The organism is Clostridioides sp. ZZV15-6598, from assembly GCF_020657705.1.
In the GTDB taxonomy this organism is placed as follows: Bacteria; Bacillota; Clostridia; order Peptostreptococcales; family Peptostreptococcaceae; genus Clostridioides; species Clostridioides difficile_F.
On record NZ_JAGWCS010000015.1, the window covers coordinates 35,363 to 54,212 of the forward strand.

The window sequence follows — 18,850 nt, forward strand, 5'->3', positions numbered from 1 at the left end:
AAGATAAAAATTTATTGGAGGTTTAACTATGAAGGTAGGAGACATTGTAGCTAGAAAGTCACATAACAAAGATATTGTATTTAAAATAGTCTCTTTTGGTGTAGATGAAAATAATGAAAAAATAGCTATACTAAAAGGAATTGCATTTAGAGTAATAGCAGATGCTTATATTGATGACCTTGAATTAGTAAAAGCACCTGATATAAAAGATATATTAATAGATAAAAATGTAGAAAATTTATTATATAAGTCAGTAAGAAAGGCTAAAGAGAGACAGAAAAAGATGACAAGGGCAGTTCCAAAACTTCAATTAAATTCTAACACATATGGGATGCCTGGAAAAGTATTACAAATAGATGGAGATAAAGAGTATTTAAAAATTTGTTTGGATGTATATGCTCAACTTGGAATACCTGCAGTAGGAGTAGCAGTTTCAGAGCAAAATCAGCATAAAGAAGTAAGAGCATTACTAGAAAAATATAATCCGGATATACTAGTAATTACAGGACATGATGCAATGACAATAAAAAGAGGGGATATAGAAGATATGAATAACTATAGAAACTCTTTAAATTTTATGAAAACAGTTAAAGAAGCACGTAAATGGCAACCAAATTTGGATAATCTTGTAATATTTGCAGGTGCATGTCAGTCAAATTATGAAAAAATAATAAACGCAGGAGCGAATTATGCAAGTTCCCCTGGTAGAATAATGATACATGCTTTAGACCCTGTTTTTGTAGTAGAAAAAATTGCGTGTTCAAGAATTGATGTAGTAGTACCTATTGATGAGGTCATAGAGCAGACTATTACAGGTGTTAAGGGTATTGGAGGCTCTGAAACAAGAGGGAAATTTAGATGGGCAATGCCAAAAACAATATTGCATTAACAAAAATTAACATAATTATACTGTATATATTCAAAAATAGTATTGACATTTTTGCAAAAAATATATAAAATAATTAGTTTAAACGTTTGACAAAAATGTTTATATGTGATATTATGTAAACATATAAACGTTAAAGAAGGTGATATTGTGGCTACTGTTCAAACTCTAGATAAGATAAGAGTAAGCTTAGAAAGACATATAGGAAAGAAAATATTGTTGAAAGCTAATAAAGGAAGAAAGCAGATTATTACAAAAGAGGGTATACTAGAAAAAGTTTATCCAAGCGTGTTTGTTATAAAATTAGATGATGAAAGTAATGGATATCCTAGGGTATCTTATAGTTACTCAGATTTATTAACATCTAATGTAAAGTTGCAAGTTTTTAGAGATCAAGATAAATTACAAATAAGTTAAAATTATACCTATTAAAAATAGGTGTAATTTTTTTTTTGTTCCTTAAATATAAATATAGTGTGATATTTTTATAATACTTAAGGAGGTAGACTATGGAATTAATTAAAGATGTAATTAAAATTGACAATAGAATAGACTTTGGGAAATTTCAAACATTTATTGAGGCGGAAGCAGTAGTGCCAGACAAGAAACTAGATGTATATGAGATTGTAAAGACTGAGGGTTACATATCACTTAAAAAAATTGAGATAGCAGATGGAAAGATACTTTGTAGAGGAAGTTTTAATTACAACGTAATTTACATCGCAGACGATAAAAACACTGTTTCTAATGTAGATGGAAAAGTGGATATAAACGAAGTAATAGAAAAAGACAATGTTATGCAAGATATGGAATACATGTTATTTTCAGAAGTAGAGCATATGGACTGTACTATAATGAATGAGAGAAAGATTAAAGTAGGAGCTCTTATGAATATAAGAGGAAGTTTATTTGAAAAACAAAGATTAGATATTGTAAAGGATGTAGCACAAGTAGAAGGCATACAAAAGCATAGAAAGGAAATTTGTTTTCAAGATATAGTGGGAATAGAAAAAGCAGAAAGTTCTATAAGAGACACTATAACTATAAATACAGAAGAAATTCAATCTATAATAAGCTTAAATCCTTGTGTTAAAGTAAAAGAAAGTAGAGTAACTGATAATAAGGTTATTATTGGTGGAGTATTAGAAATAAATCCATTGGCTTGTACATATGAGGGTGAGCTTGTAGAGTTAGATAGAGTGGGTATAGAGTTTACTCAGTTTGTAGAAGTCCCTGGAGTGAGTGATGGTATGACTGAGGAAGTATTATTGTCCATGTCAGACTTTAATCATATCTTTAAACAAAATAGTGAAAGTAATACAGGGCTATTAGAAATAGATTGTATGGCTTGTTGTAAGGTAAAAGTTACAGATGAAGTGACAAGAGAGGTATTACAAGATGCATACTCTCCTCAAAAGATAATAAAATTTGACCATAAACCTATTCAATTAAATAAGACTTTAAGAAATAGTGAAGAAACATTTATGGTTAGAGAAGGAATAAGAAATGATAATGATGATATACAAATAAAAGACATTGTAAGCGTTTGTCCAACTATGTCTATAGAAAATAGCTACATTGAAGGAAATAAAAGTATTATACAAGGGATTATAAAAGTTGAAATTTTATTTGTTCCAGTTGAAGGGCTAAAGTTAGTTTATAAAATTAGTGAAGAAATTCCATTTGAGCATGATATAGAGATGGATAATTTAACTGATACAGCATCTGTTTTTAATACAGCATGTATTGATAAAATTGAAGTTGATTTAAATAGAGACCAAATAGATTTGGTTATAAAAATCAAAAGATTTACTGAAGCATTAGATAAAAAGGCAGAAAGCTTTATTGTTAAAGGTGAAGATCAAGGTGTATATGATTTATCTAAAGCCCCAAGTATAATTGTATATATATGTAAAGAAGGAGATACTTTCTGGAATATTGCAAAAAAATACAATACAACAGAAAATGAAATTGCAGAACTTAATGATATAAAACTTGACGAAGCAATTAAGCCTGGTAAGTGTCTTATTTTAGAAAAAAAAGTCGTATTAGTAGATTAATATTAAAAAATTTAAAGTAATTAAGTATAATAGGGTATTATAATACCCTATTATTTTATTTTTTGTAGTATAATATTATTGTTAGTGATGCATTATTCTTTAAACAAGGAGGATAGAATGGATTTTATAAAACTAAAGAGCAGGGCAAAAATAAATTTATCCATTGATGTCTTAGGAAAAAGGCAAGACGGTTATCATTTTGTTGAAATGATAATGCAAACGATAGATTTATACGATATAGTAAAAATAAAAGGATTAGATAAGGATGAAATAAAGGTAAAAAGCACTAGTTTAGATATTCCTTTAGATGAAGATAATATTGTTTATAAAGCTGCCAAAATACTTAAGAATAAATTTAATATAAAAAAAGGTGTAGAAGTATTCATAGAAAAAAATATTCCTGTAGCAGCAGGGATGGCTGGAGGAAGTTCCAATGCCGCCGCAGTATTAGTAGGATTAAATGAATTATGGAAACTTGAGTTATCAGAAGATGAATTAAAAGAAATAGGCTTTGATTTAGGAGCAGATGTTCCATTTTGTATATCAGGAAAGCCTGCTTTAGCTCAAGGTGTGGGAGAAAAACTAACAGATATTAAAGGTTTACCATGTGATATAAGCATTTTAATATGTAAACCAGAATTATTTGTTTCTACAAAAGAAGTTTATCAAGGATTAGACTTGAATAATATTAAAAAAAGACCTAATAATAAATATTTGATGGAGTGTTTAAATTTAGAAGATATAAGAGCTGTATCAGAAAATATGATAAATGTTCTTGAAAATGTTACTATAAGTAAACATGAAGAAATAAATAATATAAAGCAAGTTATGATGGAAAATAATGCTTTAGGTTCTATGATGAGTGGAAGTGGTCCTACAGTTTTTGGATTATTTAAAAGTAGAGAAGATGCTCTAATTGGAAAAAAAGAATTATTAAAAAAATATAAACAGGTATATGTTGTTAACAGCAGTCAAAAAGGGGTTGAAATTTGTGGAGAATTTAACTAAACTGAACTTGGATAATTACAAGCCATTAAGAGATGTAGTCTTCGAAAATTTAAGAGAGGCAATCTTAGAAGGGAAATTAAAGCCTGGTCAAAGGCTGATGGAAGTACAACTAGCAGAACAATTAGGAGTAAGCAGAACTCCAGTAAGAGAGGCAATAAGAAAGCTTGAATTAGAAGGTTTAGTTGTTATGTTACCTAGAAAAGGTGCATATGTAGCTAATATGTCATTAAAGGATCTTCTAGATGTATTAGAAGTAAGAGCAAGCTTAGAAGGTTTAGCAGCATCTCTTGCTGCTGAAAGAATTGGTGATGATGATATAAAAAAACTTAAGGATATATCAGAAGCGTTAAAAAAAAGCATTTTAGAATCAGATTTAGATGCACTATTGAAACAAGATGTAGAATTTCATGAATGTATATTTAAAGCAACAAACAATAAAAAATTAATCCAATTGATAAACTCCTTATGGGAACAAGTGTATAGGTTTAGAGTTACTTATATGTCTGATTACGACTCATCGCTTAATATTGTTGAAGAACATAGATTTTTACTTGATGCCATAATCAAAGGTGATAGTGAGTTGTCTAAGAAATATGCTACAGAGCATATAGAAAAAGCAGAGCAATTTATGATAGATAAGGCTATGATGAATAAAGACTTATAAAATAAAAAAACTACTTTGAAATGGTTAGAATCATTTCAAAGTAGTTTTTTTATTGATATTGAAAAATATTATGAATAAATTAAATTTAATTGGACATAATTGATGATATAAATTTATCTTGAGGGGGATTTTTCAATGAGAAAAATTAAAGTTAGATTGGGAATATTAATATTAAGTCTTATATCAGTCATATCAATAATGACGATAGTAATAAATGGTGAAGTAAAAAAAGTTGATAATATATCAAAAGACTATAAAGATAAATTAATAAGATTTCATGTTATAGCAAATAGTAATACAGATGAAGATCAAGAACTTAAATTAAAAGTTAGGGATGAAGTAATAAAATATTTACAACCAAAGCTACAAAACTCAAAAAGTATAGAGGAAAGTGAAGCTATTATAAAAAAAGAATATAGTACTTTGGAAGAAATAAGTAAAAATATTATTCTTGAAAATGGATATAATTACAGTGTAAAGGTAGGTATACAATATAGTAACTTTCCTACAAAGCAATATTCTAATATAGTTCTTCCAGCAGGTGAATATAAAGCATTAAAAATTATAATTGGAAAAGGTGAAGGAAAAAACTGGTGGTGTGTTATGTTTCCTCCATTATGTTTTGTTGATGAGTCTAATGGAGTTATAGATAAATCTACAGATGATAAGTTAAAAGAAGTTTTAACTGACAAGGAATATAAGTTAATAAAACAAGACACACCAAAGAAAACAAGCAGAGTAAAAATCAAATTTAAAGTAATTGAAGTAGTAAAGGATTTAGAAGAAAAATTTTAAAAAAATAAAATTATAAGGAGTGGTTTTAATCATGGACAGGTGGAGTAAACTGATAGCTATATTGCTAGCTTTAACCTATATATTTATACCTATTAAAGAGGTATTTGCAGATGAGCCAACAGAGACAGTTAAGAAAGTAAATAAACAAGAACAAAATGTAGCAAAGAAGGAAGTAATAAATTTATCTGATAATGATTTAATGTTATTGTCTAAATTGGTTGCAGGTGAAGCTAGAGGAGAAAGCTATGAGGGACAGGTTGCTGTAGCAGCTGTAGTAATAAACAGAGTATTGGACCCTAGATTTCCAGATTCAATAGAGGAAGTTATATATCAGAAAAATGCTTTCTCAGTTGTGCTTGATGGTTCAATAAACAGGACACCAACAGATTCAGCATGTAAAGCAGCTAAAGAAGCTCTTTATGGAACTGACCCAACACATAAAGCAGTATATTTCTGGAATCCAGAAATAGCCACTTGCAAATGGATAAATAGACTAAATCCATACCTGAGAATAGGGAATCATGTGTTTGCAAAATAAATTTAAATTTTTGAGTACTGAAAGGAGTTGTCTTTTTCTAGAAATTATTTTCTAATTTGAGATAGCTCCTTTATTTTTTGTTTAAAATAAACTATAATAATCATTTAGGTAATAATATATTAACTGTGAATATAAAAATAAATTTTAGCGATAAATAAGATGTTGTTAAACACAAAAATGTAAAGTAGGTGTTGTATAAAAATGAGCAATAGACCAATAGGAGTTTTTGATTCGGGATTAGGCGGATTGACGGTTTTGAAAGAAATAATGAAGATATTACCAAATGAGGATATAATATATTTTGGAGATACTGCTAGAATACCATATGGTTCGAGATCTAAGGAGACTATAATTAAATATACTTTTCAAGCTATAAATTTTTTGAAAACTAAAGATGTAAAAGCTATAGTTATAGCTTGCAATACTGCTACTGCGAGAAGTTTAAAAGAGGCTCAAGAAAAATATGATATACCAATAATAGGTGTTATAGAAGCAGGAGCTAGAACAGCTGTAAGCTCTACTAAAAACAAGATTGTAGGTATAATTGGAACAGAAGGAACTATAAGTTCAAAGGCATATAATTTAGAAATATCTAAAATAGATAAAAATATAGAAATTGTTAATAAAGCATGCCCTTTATTTGTACCAATTGTTGAAGAAGGATGGGCAAATACAGAAGTAGCTAAATTAACAGCAAAGATATATCTACAAGAATTAAAAGATAAGAATATAGATTCTTTAGTATTAGGATGTACTCATTATCCTATTTTAAAGAGAACAATAGGTGAAGAAGTTGGAGAATACATAAAATTGGTTAATCCAGCTAAAGAGACAGCTAAAGATTTGAAAAAGATTTTAGAAGGACGAAACATTATAAATAGCACAGAAGCTCATGGAATTTATCAATATTATGTATCAGATATACATGAAAAATTTTCAGATATAGCGAAAGAATTTTTAAAGAAAAAAATTGATAAAATTCAAAAAGTGGAAATACAAAAATATTAGTTTATATGAAGAAGTCTATGGAGGAAAAATCGTTGAGTGTAAAAATAAGTATAAATACTAGACAATATGATGAAAAAGGAAATATGGACACCATAGAGATGACTACTTTTGGTAAAATTTTTTATAAAAATGATGGAATATATGTTATTTACAAGGAAAAAGAAGAAAATATAGAAATAACTAATACTATAAAAATACTTAAAAATGAAGTTAGTATTAAAAAGTTTGGTTCTATTAATTCAACCATGATGTTTAAATGTGGAGAAAGCAGTACTACAAAATATGTAACCCCACAAGGTACCTTATTAATTGATATTGACACAAGAGAATTGGATATAAATATACAAGAAGGGGAACACATAAAATTGAAAATAGACTATAATATAAAGATACAAGATTTATTTTTAGGTAGAAACAAAATAGATATATACATAGATATTAAATAATAACTATAGCTATTTTCCAGAAATTTTATAAAGGTAGTGAAAAAACTACCTTTTATTTAATTTATTTGGTATTATTATATTTATATTAAACTTTAATTTCTTAAAATTGATACAAGGGTTTAGCGTTTTTTTATAGAAAGTATACTTAAAAGTGAATAAAACTAAGTGTAAGAGGGATAAATATGATATTTGATAAGGTACTAAGTACTATAAATAAACATAATTTAATACAAAAAGGCGATAAAATAGTTTTAGGTCTTTCTGGAGGACCTGATTCAGTTTGTTTATTGCATGTACTAAATAGATTAAAAAAAGATTTTAATATAGAAATATATGCAGCACATTTAAATCATCAAATAAGAGGAATAGAAGCTCAAAAAGATGCATTATATGTATCTAAGCTTTGTGAGGATATGGGAATTGTATTCTTTGTAAAGTCTATTAATGTACCAAAATATTGTGAAAATGAGGGGTTATCATTAGAAGAAGGAGCAAGGAAACTAAGATATGAGATGTTTTATGAAATTAAGGATAAGATTAAAGCTAACAAAATAGCTATAGGTCATAATCTCAATGACCAAGCTGAGACTGTCATGATGCGTATCATGAGAGGAACAGGTCTTAAAGGGTTAAAAGGAATTGATTATATTAGAGACAACTGTATAATTAGACCAATCTTGGATGTAGAGAGAAGAGATATAGAGGAATATTGTAAAGCTTATAATTTAAATCCTAGAATAGATAAAACAAATCTAGAAAACATATACACTAGAAATAAAATAAGGTTAGACCTTTTACCATATATGAAGGATAATTTTAATTCAAATGTAATAGAATCTATAGTGAGGATGAGCAATAGCTTAAAAAGTGATAACGATTATATTGAGAAAGAGGCAGAAGCTAAATTTAGAGAAGTTTCAAATATAAAAGAAAAGAGCTTTGTAGAGATAAATTTAGAAGATTTTATTTGCTTACATGATGCCATCAAAGTTAGGGTTCTTAGAAATTCTATAAAACATATACTAGGAGATACTAATTTTGTTGATCAAAGACATATAGAGGACATAATGTCTTTAGAAAGTGATTCGAAAGTAAATAAAATGATAACTCTTCCGAGAAATATATTTGTTTATAGAAAAAAAGACAGTATAATATTAACCAATGAGGAAATTGTTACTGAGGAAATTGAATTTTATTACAATATACCTAGTAATGGGTTTATAAAAATAAAAGAATTAAAACAAATTATTGAGACCCAAGTAATGAGTATAGATAGGTATAAGAGTATGAAATTAGACAATTCATCTAAAGGGTTTGATTTTAATAAGGTAAAAGGGGGTATAGTAATAAGGAGCAGAAGGCAAGGTGATAAGATAAAACTTGCTGTGGGAAGTAAAAAAGTGAAGGATTTATTCATAGATTTAAAAATCCCAAGAGAAGAAAGATGTAAAATTCCTATAATCACAGATAGTGAAGGGATAATATGTGTTGGAGATTATAAAATCAGTGAGAATTATAAAATTGATGAAAGCACAAAAGAAGTATTAAAAATTAATTTTAACAAATTATAGGGCAAAGCAATGTATGAAAGGAGGGCTTCTATATTGAATAAGTTGCTAAAAGGGGCAGGTTTTTATCTACTTGTTTTTATAATTATAGTAGGTATAGTTCAATTCTCAGGTAAGCCTACAGAAAAAATAAAAGATTTAAAATTTTCCCAAGTATATAGGGAATTAACAGATGAGAATATATCAAGATTGTACTTTGTAAATCAGACTTCTGTAGAAGGTACTATAAAAGATACGAATACAAAGTTTAAATCATATGTTCCAACAGAAATAATGGGAGATAAACTTGCAGATGAAGTGTTAGATCAAGCTAAGGCTGGAAAATTAACATTTGGTGGTGAAGCTAAACCATCTACACCTTGGTTTGTTGAGATGCTACCTACGTTACTATTAATATTCTTTATGGTAATTCTTTGGTTTGTATTTATGAATCAGTCTCAAGGTGGAGGCGGAAAGGTTATGAGCTTTGGTAAGTCAAAGGCTAAGGTTCATAAGGATGATGAAAAGACTAGAGTTACGTTTAAAGATGTAGCTGGGTTGGATGAAGAAAAAGAAGATTTACAAGAAGTAGTAGACTTCTTGAAAAATCCTAAGAAATATATTGAATTAGGGGCAAGGATACCAAAAGGAATGCTTATGGTAGGACCTCCTGGAACTGGTAAAACATATCTATCAAGAGCAGTTGCTGGAGAAGCAGGAGTGCCATTTTTCAGTATAAGTGGTTCTGATTTCGTTGAGATGTTTGTTGGGGTTGGGGCTTCAAGAGTAAGAGACTTATTTGAGCAAGCTAAAAAAAGTGCTCCAGCTATAATATTTATAGACGAAATCGATGCAGTTGGTAGAAAAAGAGGAGCAGGTCTTGGTGGAGGCCATGATGAAAGAGAGCAAACTCTTAATCAACTTCTAGTTGAAATGGATGGATTTGGAGTAAATCAAGGTATAATAATCATGGCAGCGACAAATAGACCAGATATACTTGACCCAGCTTTACTTAGACCAGGAAGATTTGACAGACAAGTAGTTGTTGGTACACCAGATGTAAAAGGTAGAGAAGCTATATTTAAAGTTCACTCTAGAAATAAACCACTAAGTGATGATGTTAAAATGGATGTATTAGCTAGAAGAACACCAGGATTTACTCCTGCTGATATAGAAAACTTAATGAATGAAGCTGCAATACTAACAGCTAGAAAAAGAGAAAAGAAAATTAAGATGGAAACTATAGAAGAAGCTATAACAAAGGTTATAGCAGGTGTAGCTAAGAAATCAAGAGTAATAAGTGAAAAAGAAAGAAAACTTACAGCATATCATGAAGGAGGGCATGCAGTTTGTGCTCATATACTTGAGGAAGTAAGTCCTGTTCATCAAGTTACAATAGTACCAAGAGGAAGAGCAGGAGGATTTACAATGCAGCTTCCTGTTGAAGATAAGTTCTATGCTACTAAAAATGAGATGAAAGAAAACATAGTAGTTTTACTTGGAGGTAGAGTAGCAGAAGAGTTAGTTCTAAAAGATGTATCTACAGGAGCATCAAATGACTTAGAAAGAGTTACAGCTACTGCAAGAAGTATGGTAACAAAATATGGAATGAGTTCTAAACTTGGTCCAATGTCATTTGACAGTGATGATGAAGTATTTTTAGGTAATAGTTTCTCAAGTAAGAGAAATTATTCTGAAGAAGTTGCTTTTGAAATAGACCAAGAAACAAAACGTATAGTTGATGGTGCATATGATAAGACAAGAAGTATATTACAAGAAAACATGGATAGACTGGAGTATGTAGCACAAGCCTTACTTATCTATGAAACTTTAGATGCAGCTCAGTTTATAAAAGCATTTAATAAAGAATTACCATTAAATGATATTGAAAATGCAATTACAGAGGAAAATTCTCCTAAAGAAACTGAAGAGCAATTAACTATAAATCTAGAAAAAGATAGAGAAGAAAGAAACAATGTTGTTGATATAAATAAAAATCAAGAAAATAAATCTGAAGAAGATAAATAATTTTAAAATATTGGTTATTTTAAGAGCATTATCTATTAAGGATTAAATATTAAGACTGAAAGCATAATATTAAATTGATAAACAAAGTATATTTGCATATATCAATTTAATTAATACTTTCAGTTTTTTTGTGATTTTATCAAAGATTAGGTAAAATATTAAATTATGGAAATCAATGGTATGGGTATATAAGTTTACTTATGATAATATATTAAAAAGGAAATTTAAAATTAGTAGTATTAAAAATATATTAATAATGTATAATTACTTATTAGAAGAAAATAAGTCATGAAATCATGTCATATTAGAGGTGAAGTATGCGAGAGAAGATAATAGAAATTATATTAAATAATAAATCTGAGTTTATTTCGGGTGAAGAGTTGTCAAAGCAATTAGGTGTGTCACGTGCAGCTATATGGAAACATATGAAAGCTCTAAAGGAAGAGGGATATAATATAGAATCTGTAAATAAAAAAGGTTATAGATTAACAGAAAATCCAACTGATTTATTAAGTCCACAGAACATCTACTATAAATTAAATACAGAGTTTATTGGTAAGAATATTGAGCATCTTGATACTGTAGATTCAACCAATGAATACGCAAAAAGAGTGGCTGTGAACAGTATAGATGGAACTGTGATTTTAAGTGAACATCAAGATATGGGAAAAGGACGATTAGGAAGAACTTGGGATTCCAAACCTCATGAAGGGATTTGGATGAGTATTATTCTAAAACCAGATATGGAACCATTTAAAGCCCCATTTATAACTTTAATAGCAGGAGCAAGTGTAACACAAGCTTTAAATAATTTAGGGGCAAAGACTTTAATAAAATGGCCCAATGATGTTATTTTAAATGGAAAAAAAATATGTGGGATACTAACAGAATTGTCTGCTGAGATTGAAAGAACGAATTATGTTGTTCTTGGTATTGGAATAAATGTTAAAATAATGGACTTTGAGCCAGAAATAGCTGAAAAAGCTACCTCATTGTATAAAGAAGGATACAAATTGTCTAGAGTAGATATTGTCAGAAATGTATTGGCTGAATTTGAAAAGCTATATTTAGATTATATTGTAAATAACTCAAAAGAAGAAACTTTAAAAATATGTAGAGATTATTCTGCAATTATAGATAAGAATATATATGTACTAAAAGGAAATGATAAAGAATTAGTTAAATGCTTAGATATAAATGAAGATGGTAACTTAGTGGTTCAAAGTAGTGATGGAAATGTAAAAGAAATTGTTTCGGGTGAAGTTTCTATAAGAGGAGAAAAGGGATATGTATGATAATATTTTAGATATAGAAGGTTTAAAGGTTGGGCAAGTTGAGGATAGAAGAAGGTTAACTGGATGTACGGTAGTGATTTGTGAAGAAGGTGCAACTTGTGGCGTTGATGTAAGGGGCTCAGCTCCAGGAACTAGAGAAACCGATTTATTAGACCCTGTAAATATGGTTCAAAAAGTTCATGCTGTGGTTTTAGCAGGAGGTTCTGCATATGGTCTTGAATCTACTTGTGGAGTAAGTAGGTACTTAGAAGAAAGAGGAATTGGTTTTGATGTTGGAGTTGGCAAAGTTCCTATAGTTGTGGGAGCAGTTTTATTTGATTTAGGAGTAGGAGATTTTAAGTGTAGACCAGATATACAAATGGGTTATAAAGCTTGTGAAGTAGCAAATACAACTGTTTTAAATCAGGGGAATTATGGAGCAGGATGTGGAGCCACTGTTGGAAAGATAAGAGGGCAAGAATATGCTATGAAAGGTGGAATAGGAAGTTATTCTATAAAACTTGATAATGGTTTGATTGTATCTGCATTGATTGCTGTAAATGCTCTTGGAGATGTTTATGAGGATGGTAAGGTTATAGCAGGTGCTTTAAATGATAAAAAAACAGAAACAATTGATACATACAAATTGATGAAACAAGGAGCAAGTAAAGGCGGATTTAGTATAGATAATACTACAATTGGAGTTATAGCGACGAATGCTAAGTTAACTAAGGCTGAATGTAAAAAAATATCTCAAATGGGTCATGATGGGTATGCAAAAGCTATTTTTCCTATCCATACACCTCATGATGGAGATACAATATTCACAATGTCAAAAGGTGAAATAGAAGCAGATATAACGTTATTAGGTTCATTAGCTGTAGAGGCTGTGGAAAAAAGCATAATAAATGCAGTAAAAAAAGCTGATAGTGTAAAAAATATAATAGCATATAAAGACATAGTGAAAAAATGAGAAATATGATGAAATTAGCATATTTTTCTTGTCAAATTGTTGACAATGGCAACTCATCTTGATAAAATTATTCTTGTTAGAGCGGGCATCCTGAAAGTAGTAGCCTGACTCATAATGATAAGAAACAAGAGTAAGGAAAATCAAAAAATTAAGTAGTCCGGCATCGTTAGTGAGCTGGAACGGAGGTGTATTTTTTATGATGAACACAAGTGCATCAGTAAGAAAAGTAAATGTAAGAAAGATGACTATAATAGGAGTACTATCAGCTATTTCTATTATGCTATCTATGACTCCATTGGGATTTATTCCGGTTGGACCTACAAAAGCAACTATAATGCATATACCAGTTATTATTGGAGCTATTATGGAAGGACCAATAGTTGGGGCAGCAATAGGCTTTATATTTGGAGTATCAAGTCTTTTAAATGCTATAATAAACCCAACAGTAACATCTTTTGTTTTTATAAATCCATTAGTTTCAATATTGCCAAGAGTTATGATAGGTATATTGGCTTATTATGTATATCAACTAATAATCAAAGCTACAAATAAGGTATACATATCTGGATTAATTACAGGAGCTGTAGGTTCTTTATTAAATACAGCTGGTGTTCTAGGAATGATATATGTCTTATATGCAGACAAGTATCTTCAAGCAATGGGTCAAAATGGTTCAGCAGGAAAGGTTATAATGGCTCTTGCCGCAGCAAATGGAGTACCAGAAGCAATAGTAGGAGCTTTAGTAGTAGCTGCCGTTGCTGCTGTACTTAAGAAAAGCAAAAAATAGAAAGAAGGTTAATGACATATGCTTCTAGTATTTGATGTTGGAAATACTAATATGGTTTTAGGTATATATAAAGGTGACAAGTTAGTTAATTATTGGAGAATTAAAACAGATAAGGAAAAAACATCTGATGAATATGGGATTCTAATAAGTAGCTTATTTGAGTATGATGATGTGGATATAAATGCTATTGATGATGTAATAATATCATCTGTAGTTCCAAACGTGATGCATTCTCTTGAAAATTTTTGTATAAAATACTGTAAAAAGCATCCATTGATAGTAGGTCCAGGCATAAAAACAGGTCTAAATATAAAATATGATAATCCAAAACAAGTTGGAGCAGACAGGATAGTCAATGCTGTAGCAGGCATAGAAAAATATGGAGCACCAAGTATACTTGTAGATTTTGGAACAGCAACTACATTTTGTGCTATTTCTGAAAAAGGTGAATACTTAGGGGGTACAATAGCACCAGGAATAAAAATATCTAGTGAGGCATTATTCCAAAGTGCATCTAAATTACCTAGAGTAGAATTAGCAAAACCAGGTATGACTATTTGTAAAAGTACTGTATCGGCTATGCAATCTGGCATAATTTATGGATATGTAGGTTTAGTTGATAAAATAATAAATATGATGAAAAAAGAATTAAATCGTGATGATGTTAAGGTTATAGCCACAGGTGGACTAGCTAAACTAATTGCTTCAGAAACAAAAAGTATAGATTATGTAGATGGTTTTTTAACGCTAGAAGGATTGAGAATAATATATGAAAAAAACCAAGAATAATTAATACAGGGAATTGGATTATATATCCAATTCCCTTTTTATGATAGTTTTTTAGTGTTATGTGGTATATTATAATGAGGCAATGCAGATTTAGAAGTAAAATCACAAAAACAAAGAAAAAAATAGGAGAAAAACGATGAAAGTAGGAAATTTAGAATTAAAAAATAAAGTTTTTCTGTCACCTATGGCAGGGGTAACAGACCTTCCATTTAGATTAATTTGTAAAGAACAAGAATGTGGACTTTTATATACAGAAATGATAAATGGTAAGGCACTTTGCTATGATGATGAAAATACTAAAAAAATGCTTAAGATAGAAAAAGAAGAACATCCTGTAGCTGTTCAGATATTTGGTTCTGAACCAGATTTTATGGGAAGAGCAGCAGAAATAATGAATGAATATCCAAATGAAATTCTTGATATAAATATGGGATGTCCAGCTCCAAAAGTAGTTAAAAATGGGGATGGTTCAGCACTTATGAAAAATCCTAAACTTGCAGAGCAGGTATTAAAGGCGGTAGTGAAGAATTCAAAGAAACCAGTTACTTTAAAAATAAGAAAAGGGTGGGATGACAATAGTGTAAATGCTGTTGAGATAGCAAAGATGGCAGAAGCTTGTGGAATAAGTGCTTTAGCAATACATGGAAGAACGAGAGAGCAATATTACACAGGCAAAGCAGATTGGGATATAATTGCAGATATTAAGAAAAATTTAAATATACCTGTTATAGGAAATGGTGATGTATTTACAATAGAAGATTCAATAAATATGTTAGACAAAACGGGTTGTGATGCTATAATGATAGGTAGGGGTGCTCAGGGTAACCCATGGATATTTAAAAGAATAAACCATTATATGAATACAGGCGAGATTTTACCAGAGCCAACTCTTAACGAAAAAATAAGTACTGCCATTAAACATTTAAAGCTTGCAGTAGAAGAACATGGAGAGTATGTAGCTGTAAGGGAAATGAGAAAACACATCGCTTGGTATTTAAAAGGTCTTAGAAACTCTGCAAGACTGAGAGATGAAATTAATAAAATAGAAGACTATCAAGAAGTTGTGTCGAAATTGGAGTACTATATGCAAGACTCCTTGACATAAAAATAATAGTGACTTATAATATAGCGCATAAATTAAAAAAAGATTATAAAAATTTTAAAATATAATTAGGAAAATTCCTAAGAAATTTGTGAAGGAGTTGTATTTATAATGGAAGAGAATAAAGAGTTTTTATTGACACAAGAAGGATACGATAAATTAGAAGAAGAATTAGAGAATTTAAAGGTTGTAAAGAGAAAAGAAGTTGCAGAGAGAATAAAGGTTGCTATATCTTTTGGTGATTTATCTGAAAATGCTGAGTATGATGAAGCTAAAAAGGAACAGGCACAAGTTGAAGAAAGAATCTTAAAATTAGAAAATATGGTTAGAAAAGCTGTTATCATAGATGAAAGCAAAATAGACCTTAATGTTGTTACAATAGGTTCAATAGTTAAAGTTAAAGATTTAGAATTTGATGAAGATGTTGAATATACTATAGTTGGTTCAACAGAAGCAGACCCATATGATGGTAAAATATCAAACGAATCTCCTGTAGGAAAAGCGCTTTTAGGAAGAGCTGCTAAAGAGGTTGTAGAAGTGCAAGTACCTGATGGAGTTGCTAAGTTTGAAATATTAGAAATAAGAAGATAATATGGAGGAAAAAAATGAAAAATAATCAACAAAGCAATGAAGAAGCACAAATTCAAGAAGACCTTAGTGAAGTACTTCAAGTAAGAAGAGATAAACTAAAAAAATTACAAGAGTCAGGTAGAGACCCTTTCAAAGAAAGTAGATATGATAGAACTCATTATTCTATGGAAATAAAAGATAACTTTGAAGCTCTTGAAGGTCAAACTACAAAAGTAGCAGGACGTATAATGAGCAAGAGAATACAAGGTAAAGCTGGTTTTATAGACATTCAAGACCAAGAAGGAAGAATTCAATCTTATGTAAGATTAGATGCTATAGGGGAAGAAGAATATAGTGTATTTTCAACATATGATATTGGAGATATAGTTGGTATTGAAGGGGAAATATTTAGAACTAAAAGGGGAGAAATATCTGTAAAGGCTAAATCTGTAGTATTATTATGCAAATCTTTACAAGTTCTACCAGAGAAATATCATGGATTAAAAGATCAAGAATTAAGATATAGACAAAGATATGTTGATTTAATAGTAAACCCAGAAGTAAAAAATGCTTTTTTAATTAGAACGAAAGCATTAAAAGCATTGAGAGCATATTTAGATGACAGAGGATTTTTAGAAGTTGAGACTCCAATATTAAATACTATAGCTGGTGGAGCAAATGCTAGACCTTTCATAACTAACCATAACACTTTACATATACCAATGTATTTAAGAATAGCAAACGAATTATACTTAAAGAGACTTATTGTTGGTGGATTTGATAAAGTTTATGAAATGGGAAGAATGTTTAGAAATGAAGGAATGGATTTAAAACATAATCCTGAATATACAGCTATAGAATTATATCAAGCATATGCAGACTACACTGATATGATGGAAATAACAGAAAATGTTGTTGCACATATGGCTGAAGTTGCTACAGGAAGCATGATAATCGACTATCAAGGAACAGAAATAAACTTTACACCTCCTTGGAAGAGAATGACTATGGAAGATTGTGTGAAGGAATATTCTGGTGTAGATTTTTCTACAATAAATACAGATGAAGAAGCGTTAGAAGTTGCTAGAGAAAAAGGAATAGAAATAAAACCTGGAATGAGAAGAGGGGAAGTAATAAATGCTTTCTTTGAAGAGTTTGGAGAAGATAAATTAATCCAACCAACATTTATAACACATCATCCAGTTGAAGTATCTCCATTATCTAAGAGAAATGTTGAAGACCCAAGAAGAACTGATAGATTTGAAGCATTTGCTAATAAGTGGGAATTAGCTAATGCATTTTCTGAGCTTAATGACCCTATTGACCAAAAAGGAAGATTTATGGACCAATTGAGAAAAAGAGAATTAGGCGATGATGAAGCTTTTGAAATGGATGATGACTTCTTAAAAGCATTAGAAGTAGGTTTACCTCCTACAGGTGGACTAGGAATAGGTATAGATAGAGTTATTATGCTATTAACTAATTCTCCATCTATAAGAGACGTATTATTATTCCCAACTATGAAACCTATTGATAATAATCAAAATAAAGAAGAAGAAGAAAAATAAAAAATACGAGCATTCTACTAAGTTTTAAATAGAATAGAGCTATTAAATTATCAATAAATAGCTTTATTCTATTTAAAATGTCAATGTAGAATGCTTTTTATATATTCTAAAAAATTTTTCATGTATTTAATTTATAAATTACCAACAAACGTTACAAATTGATATTAGTTTTTGTTGATTGAAACTTTATATTTAGAAAATATGATTGAAAGTAATTTATTATGAAAATATTGAAAGTAATTTTGGGGAAGGAAAAAGGAATAATTTTTGAGAATACTATATATAAAAAATTATTGGGGGAATGTGTGATGTTTCAAGTAATTGATTTTTTATGTTTAGTTTGTATTGGATTTTTAGTTCTTGATGTTATGGTGTATTTTTGTAAGGATGCAATGGATATATTTGAAAGTACAACTAAGGTTAATAAAGTTAAGAGTATAAATGTTTGGGCAGATAGAGTCAGAGCTAACTCATATTCTTACGAAAATAAAATTGCAAAATAGGAAAAACTGTATATGCATGTGTTACTTGTAATATCAAGGGTTATATCTGTTAGTTTTAGTTAAAAGTATTAAAAAAAACAAAGAGTTATAACCTTTTTTAAAATAAAAAACAAAAAAAGTATTGACGAATTATTTTTAAGGTGATATAGTATTACTTGTCCTTAAGAAAAGGGCAAACATGAAAAATGAAAAATGAACTTTGAAAATTAAACAGTAGGTTAATTTATAAAACAAGAAACAAACCATAAAGCCAGATATTTTGATAACAATAGTATCTGAGCCTGATAAACTTTTATTTGAGAGT

19 protein-coding genes are annotated in these 18,850 nt (G+C 29.5%); all 19 read left to right on the forward strand.

Annotated features, from left to right (window positions below; translation table 11 throughout):
• The first annotated feature begins 28 nt into the window (after window positions 1-28).
• The 19 genes from yabG (at window position 29) to KGF50_RS04935 (ending at window position 18,546) form a co-directional block, all read left to right on the forward strand.
• A complete protein-coding gene (yabG, locus tag KGF50_RS04845; protein ID WP_227839242.1) occupies window positions 29-889 on the forward strand; it encodes a sporulation peptidase YabG in 861 nt (286 codons plus the stop codon).
• A gap of 147 nt (window positions 890-1,036) precedes the next feature.
• Window positions 1,037-1,303 (forward strand): Veg family protein, encoded by a 267-nt coding sequence (locus KGF50_RS04850; RefSeq protein WP_009892135.1) that lies wholly within the window; start codon window positions 1,037-1,039, stop codon window positions 1,301-1,303.
• A gap of 92 nt (window positions 1,304-1,395) precedes the next feature.
• Complete coding sequence (locus KGF50_RS04855; RefSeq protein WP_227847051.1) at window positions 1,396-2,946, forward strand: DUF3794 and LysM peptidoglycan-binding domain-containing protein; 1,551 nt, start codon at window positions 1,396-1,398, stop codon at window positions 2,944-2,946.
• 117 nt (window positions 2,947-3,063) lie between these two features.
• Window positions 3,064-3,954, forward strand: coding sequence for a 4-(cytidine 5'-diphospho)-2-C-methyl-D-erythritol kinase (gene ispE, locus KGF50_RS04860; RefSeq protein WP_227847052.1), 891 nt, complete (start codon window positions 3,064-3,066; stop codon window positions 3,952-3,954).
• A complete protein-coding gene (locus KGF50_RS04865; RefSeq protein ID WP_227437541.1) occupies window positions 3,938-4,618 on the forward strand; it encodes a GntR family transcriptional regulator in 681 nt (226 codons plus the stop codon). The genes ispE and KGF50_RS04865 overlap by 17 nt, the downstream gene beginning before the upstream one ends.
• A 135-nt stretch (window positions 4,619-4,753) precedes the next feature.
• A complete protein-coding gene (gene spoIIR / locus KGF50_RS04870) occupies window positions 4,754-5,413 on the forward strand; it encodes a stage II sporulation protein R (RefSeq protein ID WP_227847053.1) in 660 nt (219 codons plus the stop codon).
• 31 nt (window positions 5,414-5,444) lie between these two features.
• Window positions 5,445-5,951 carry a cell wall hydrolase gene (locus KGF50_RS04875; protein ID WP_227847054.1) on the forward strand — a complete coding sequence of 169 codons (507 nt, stop codon included), beginning with the start codon at window positions 5,445-5,447 and terminating at the stop codon, window positions 5,949-5,951.
• A gap of 201 nt (window positions 5,952-6,152) precedes the next feature.
• Window positions 6,153-6,959, forward strand: a complete 807-nt coding sequence (gene murI, locus KGF50_RS04880) for a glutamate racemase (protein WP_227847055.1) — start codon at window positions 6,153-6,155, stop codon at window positions 6,957-6,959.
• 17 nt (window positions 6,960-6,976) lie between these two features.
• A complete protein-coding gene (locus KGF50_RS04885) occupies window positions 6,977-7,405 on the forward strand; it encodes a DUF1934 domain-containing protein (protein WP_413926791.1) in 429 nt (142 codons plus the stop codon).
• A gap of 182 nt (window positions 7,406-7,587) precedes the next feature.
• Window positions 7,588-8,976: a tRNA lysidine(34) synthetase TilS gene (gene tilS / locus KGF50_RS04890; RefSeq protein ID WP_227847057.1), complete on the forward strand. Its 1,389-nt coding sequence runs from the start codon at window positions 7,588-7,590 to the stop codon at window positions 8,974-8,976.
• A 33-nt stretch (window positions 8,977-9,009) separates the two neighbouring features.
• Window positions 9,010-10,980, forward strand: a complete 1,971-nt coding sequence (gene ftsH / locus KGF50_RS04895; protein WP_227847058.1) for an ATP-dependent zinc metalloprotease FtsH — start codon at window positions 9,010-9,012, stop codon at window positions 10,978-10,980.
• A 317-nt stretch (window positions 10,981-11,297) separates the two neighbouring features.
• Complete coding sequence (locus KGF50_RS04900) at window positions 11,298-12,275, forward strand: biotin--[acetyl-CoA-carboxylase] ligase (protein ID WP_227847059.1); 978 nt, start codon at window positions 11,298-11,300, stop codon at window positions 12,273-12,275.
• Entirely contained in the window at window positions 12,268-13,227 is a 960-nt protein-coding gene (locus KGF50_RS04905; protein WP_227847060.1) for a P1 family peptidase, read from the forward strand. Before KGF50_RS04900 ends, KGF50_RS04905 begins: the two co-directional genes overlap by 8 nt.
• Before the next feature lie 196 nt (window positions 13,228-13,423).
• A complete protein-coding gene (locus KGF50_RS04910) occupies window positions 13,424-14,014 on the forward strand; it encodes an ECF transporter S component (protein WP_227847061.1) in 591 nt (196 codons plus the stop codon).
• 18 nt (window positions 14,015-14,032) lie between these two features.
• Window positions 14,033-14,803: a type III pantothenate kinase gene (locus tag KGF50_RS04915; protein ID WP_227847062.1), complete on the forward strand. Its 771-nt coding sequence runs from the start codon at window positions 14,033-14,035 to the stop codon at window positions 14,801-14,803.
• A gap of 136 nt (window positions 14,804-14,939) precedes the next feature.
• Complete coding sequence (dusB, locus tag KGF50_RS04920) at window positions 14,940-15,908, forward strand: tRNA dihydrouridine synthase DusB (RefSeq protein WP_227847063.1); 969 nt, start codon at window positions 14,940-14,942, stop codon at window positions 15,906-15,908.
• 108 nt (window positions 15,909-16,016) lie between these two features.
• On the forward strand, window positions 16,017-16,496 hold the full coding sequence (gene greA, locus KGF50_RS04925; RefSeq protein WP_227828676.1) for a transcription elongation factor GreA: 480 nt from the start codon (window positions 16,017-16,019) through the stop codon (window positions 16,494-16,496).
• Window positions 16,497-16,510: 14 nt separating this feature from the next.
• A complete protein-coding gene (gene lysS / locus KGF50_RS04930) occupies window positions 16,511-18,043 on the forward strand; it encodes a lysine--tRNA ligase (protein WP_227847064.1) in 1,533 nt (510 codons plus the stop codon).
• Window positions 18,044-18,351: 308 nt separating this feature from the next.
• Window positions 18,352-18,546: a hypothetical protein gene (locus KGF50_RS04935; RefSeq protein WP_227483267.1), complete on the forward strand. Its 195-nt coding sequence runs from the start codon at window positions 18,352-18,354 to the stop codon at window positions 18,544-18,546.
• Window positions 18,547-18,850: the final 304 nt, after the last annotated feature.

What these genes read in the sequence shown, in the direction of transcription:
- KGF50_RS04915 (WP_227847062.1), top strand. Translation starts at nt 14,033, where the DNA reads ATGCTTCTAGTATTTGATGTTGGAAATACTAATATGGTTTTAGGTATA.
- KGF50_RS04910 (WP_227847061.1), top strand. Translation starts at nt 13,424, where the DNA reads ATGATGAACACAAGTGCATCAGTAAGAAAAGTAAATGTAAGAAAGATG.
- yabG (WP_227839242.1), top strand. Translation starts at nt 29, where the DNA reads ATGAAGGTAGGAGACATTGTAGCTAGAAAGTCACATAACAAAGATATT.
- KGF50_RS04935 (WP_227483267.1), top strand. Translation starts at nt 18,352, where the DNA reads ATGTTTCAAGTAATTGATTTTTTATGTTTAGTTTGTATTGGATTTTTA.
- KGF50_RS04900 (WP_227847059.1), top strand. Translation starts at nt 11,298, where the DNA reads ATGCGAGAGAAGATAATAGAAATTATATTAAATAATAAATCTGAGTTT.
- lysS (WP_227847064.1), top strand. Translation starts at nt 16,511, where the DNA reads ATGAAAAATAATCAACAAAGCAATGAAGAAGCACAAATTCAAGAAGAC.
- KGF50_RS04885 (WP_413926791.1), top strand. Translation starts at nt 6,977, where the DNA reads ATGGAGGAAAAATCGTTGAGTGTAAAAATAAGTATAAATACTAGACAA.
- KGF50_RS04905 (WP_227847060.1), top strand. Translation starts at nt 12,268, where the DNA reads ATGTATGATAATATTTTAGATATAGAAGGTTTAAAGGTTGGGCAAGTT.
- KGF50_RS04875 (WP_227847054.1), top strand. Translation starts at nt 5,445, where the DNA reads ATGGACAGGTGGAGTAAACTGATAGCTATATTGCTAGCTTTAACCTAT.
- greA (WP_227828676.1), top strand. Translation starts at nt 16,017, where the DNA reads ATGGAAGAGAATAAAGAGTTTTTATTGACACAAGAAGGATACGATAAA.
- dusB (WP_227847063.1), top strand. Translation starts at nt 14,940, where the DNA reads ATGAAAGTAGGAAATTTAGAATTAAAAAATAAAGTTTTTCTGTCACCT.
- spoIIR (WP_227847053.1), top strand. Translation starts at nt 4,754, where the DNA reads ATGAGAAAAATTAAAGTTAGATTGGGAATATTAATATTAAGTCTTATA.
- ispE (WP_227847052.1), top strand. Translation starts at nt 3,064, where the DNA reads ATGGATTTTATAAAACTAAAGAGCAGGGCAAAAATAAATTTATCCATT.
- tilS (WP_227847057.1), top strand. Translation starts at nt 7,588, where the DNA reads ATGATATTTGATAAGGTACTAAGTACTATAAATAAACATAATTTAATA.
- KGF50_RS04855 (WP_227847051.1), top strand. Translation starts at nt 1,396, where the DNA reads ATGGAATTAATTAAAGATGTAATTAAAATTGACAATAGAATAGACTTT.
- murI (WP_227847055.1), top strand. Translation starts at nt 6,153, where the DNA reads ATGAGCAATAGACCAATAGGAGTTTTTGATTCGGGATTAGGCGGATTG.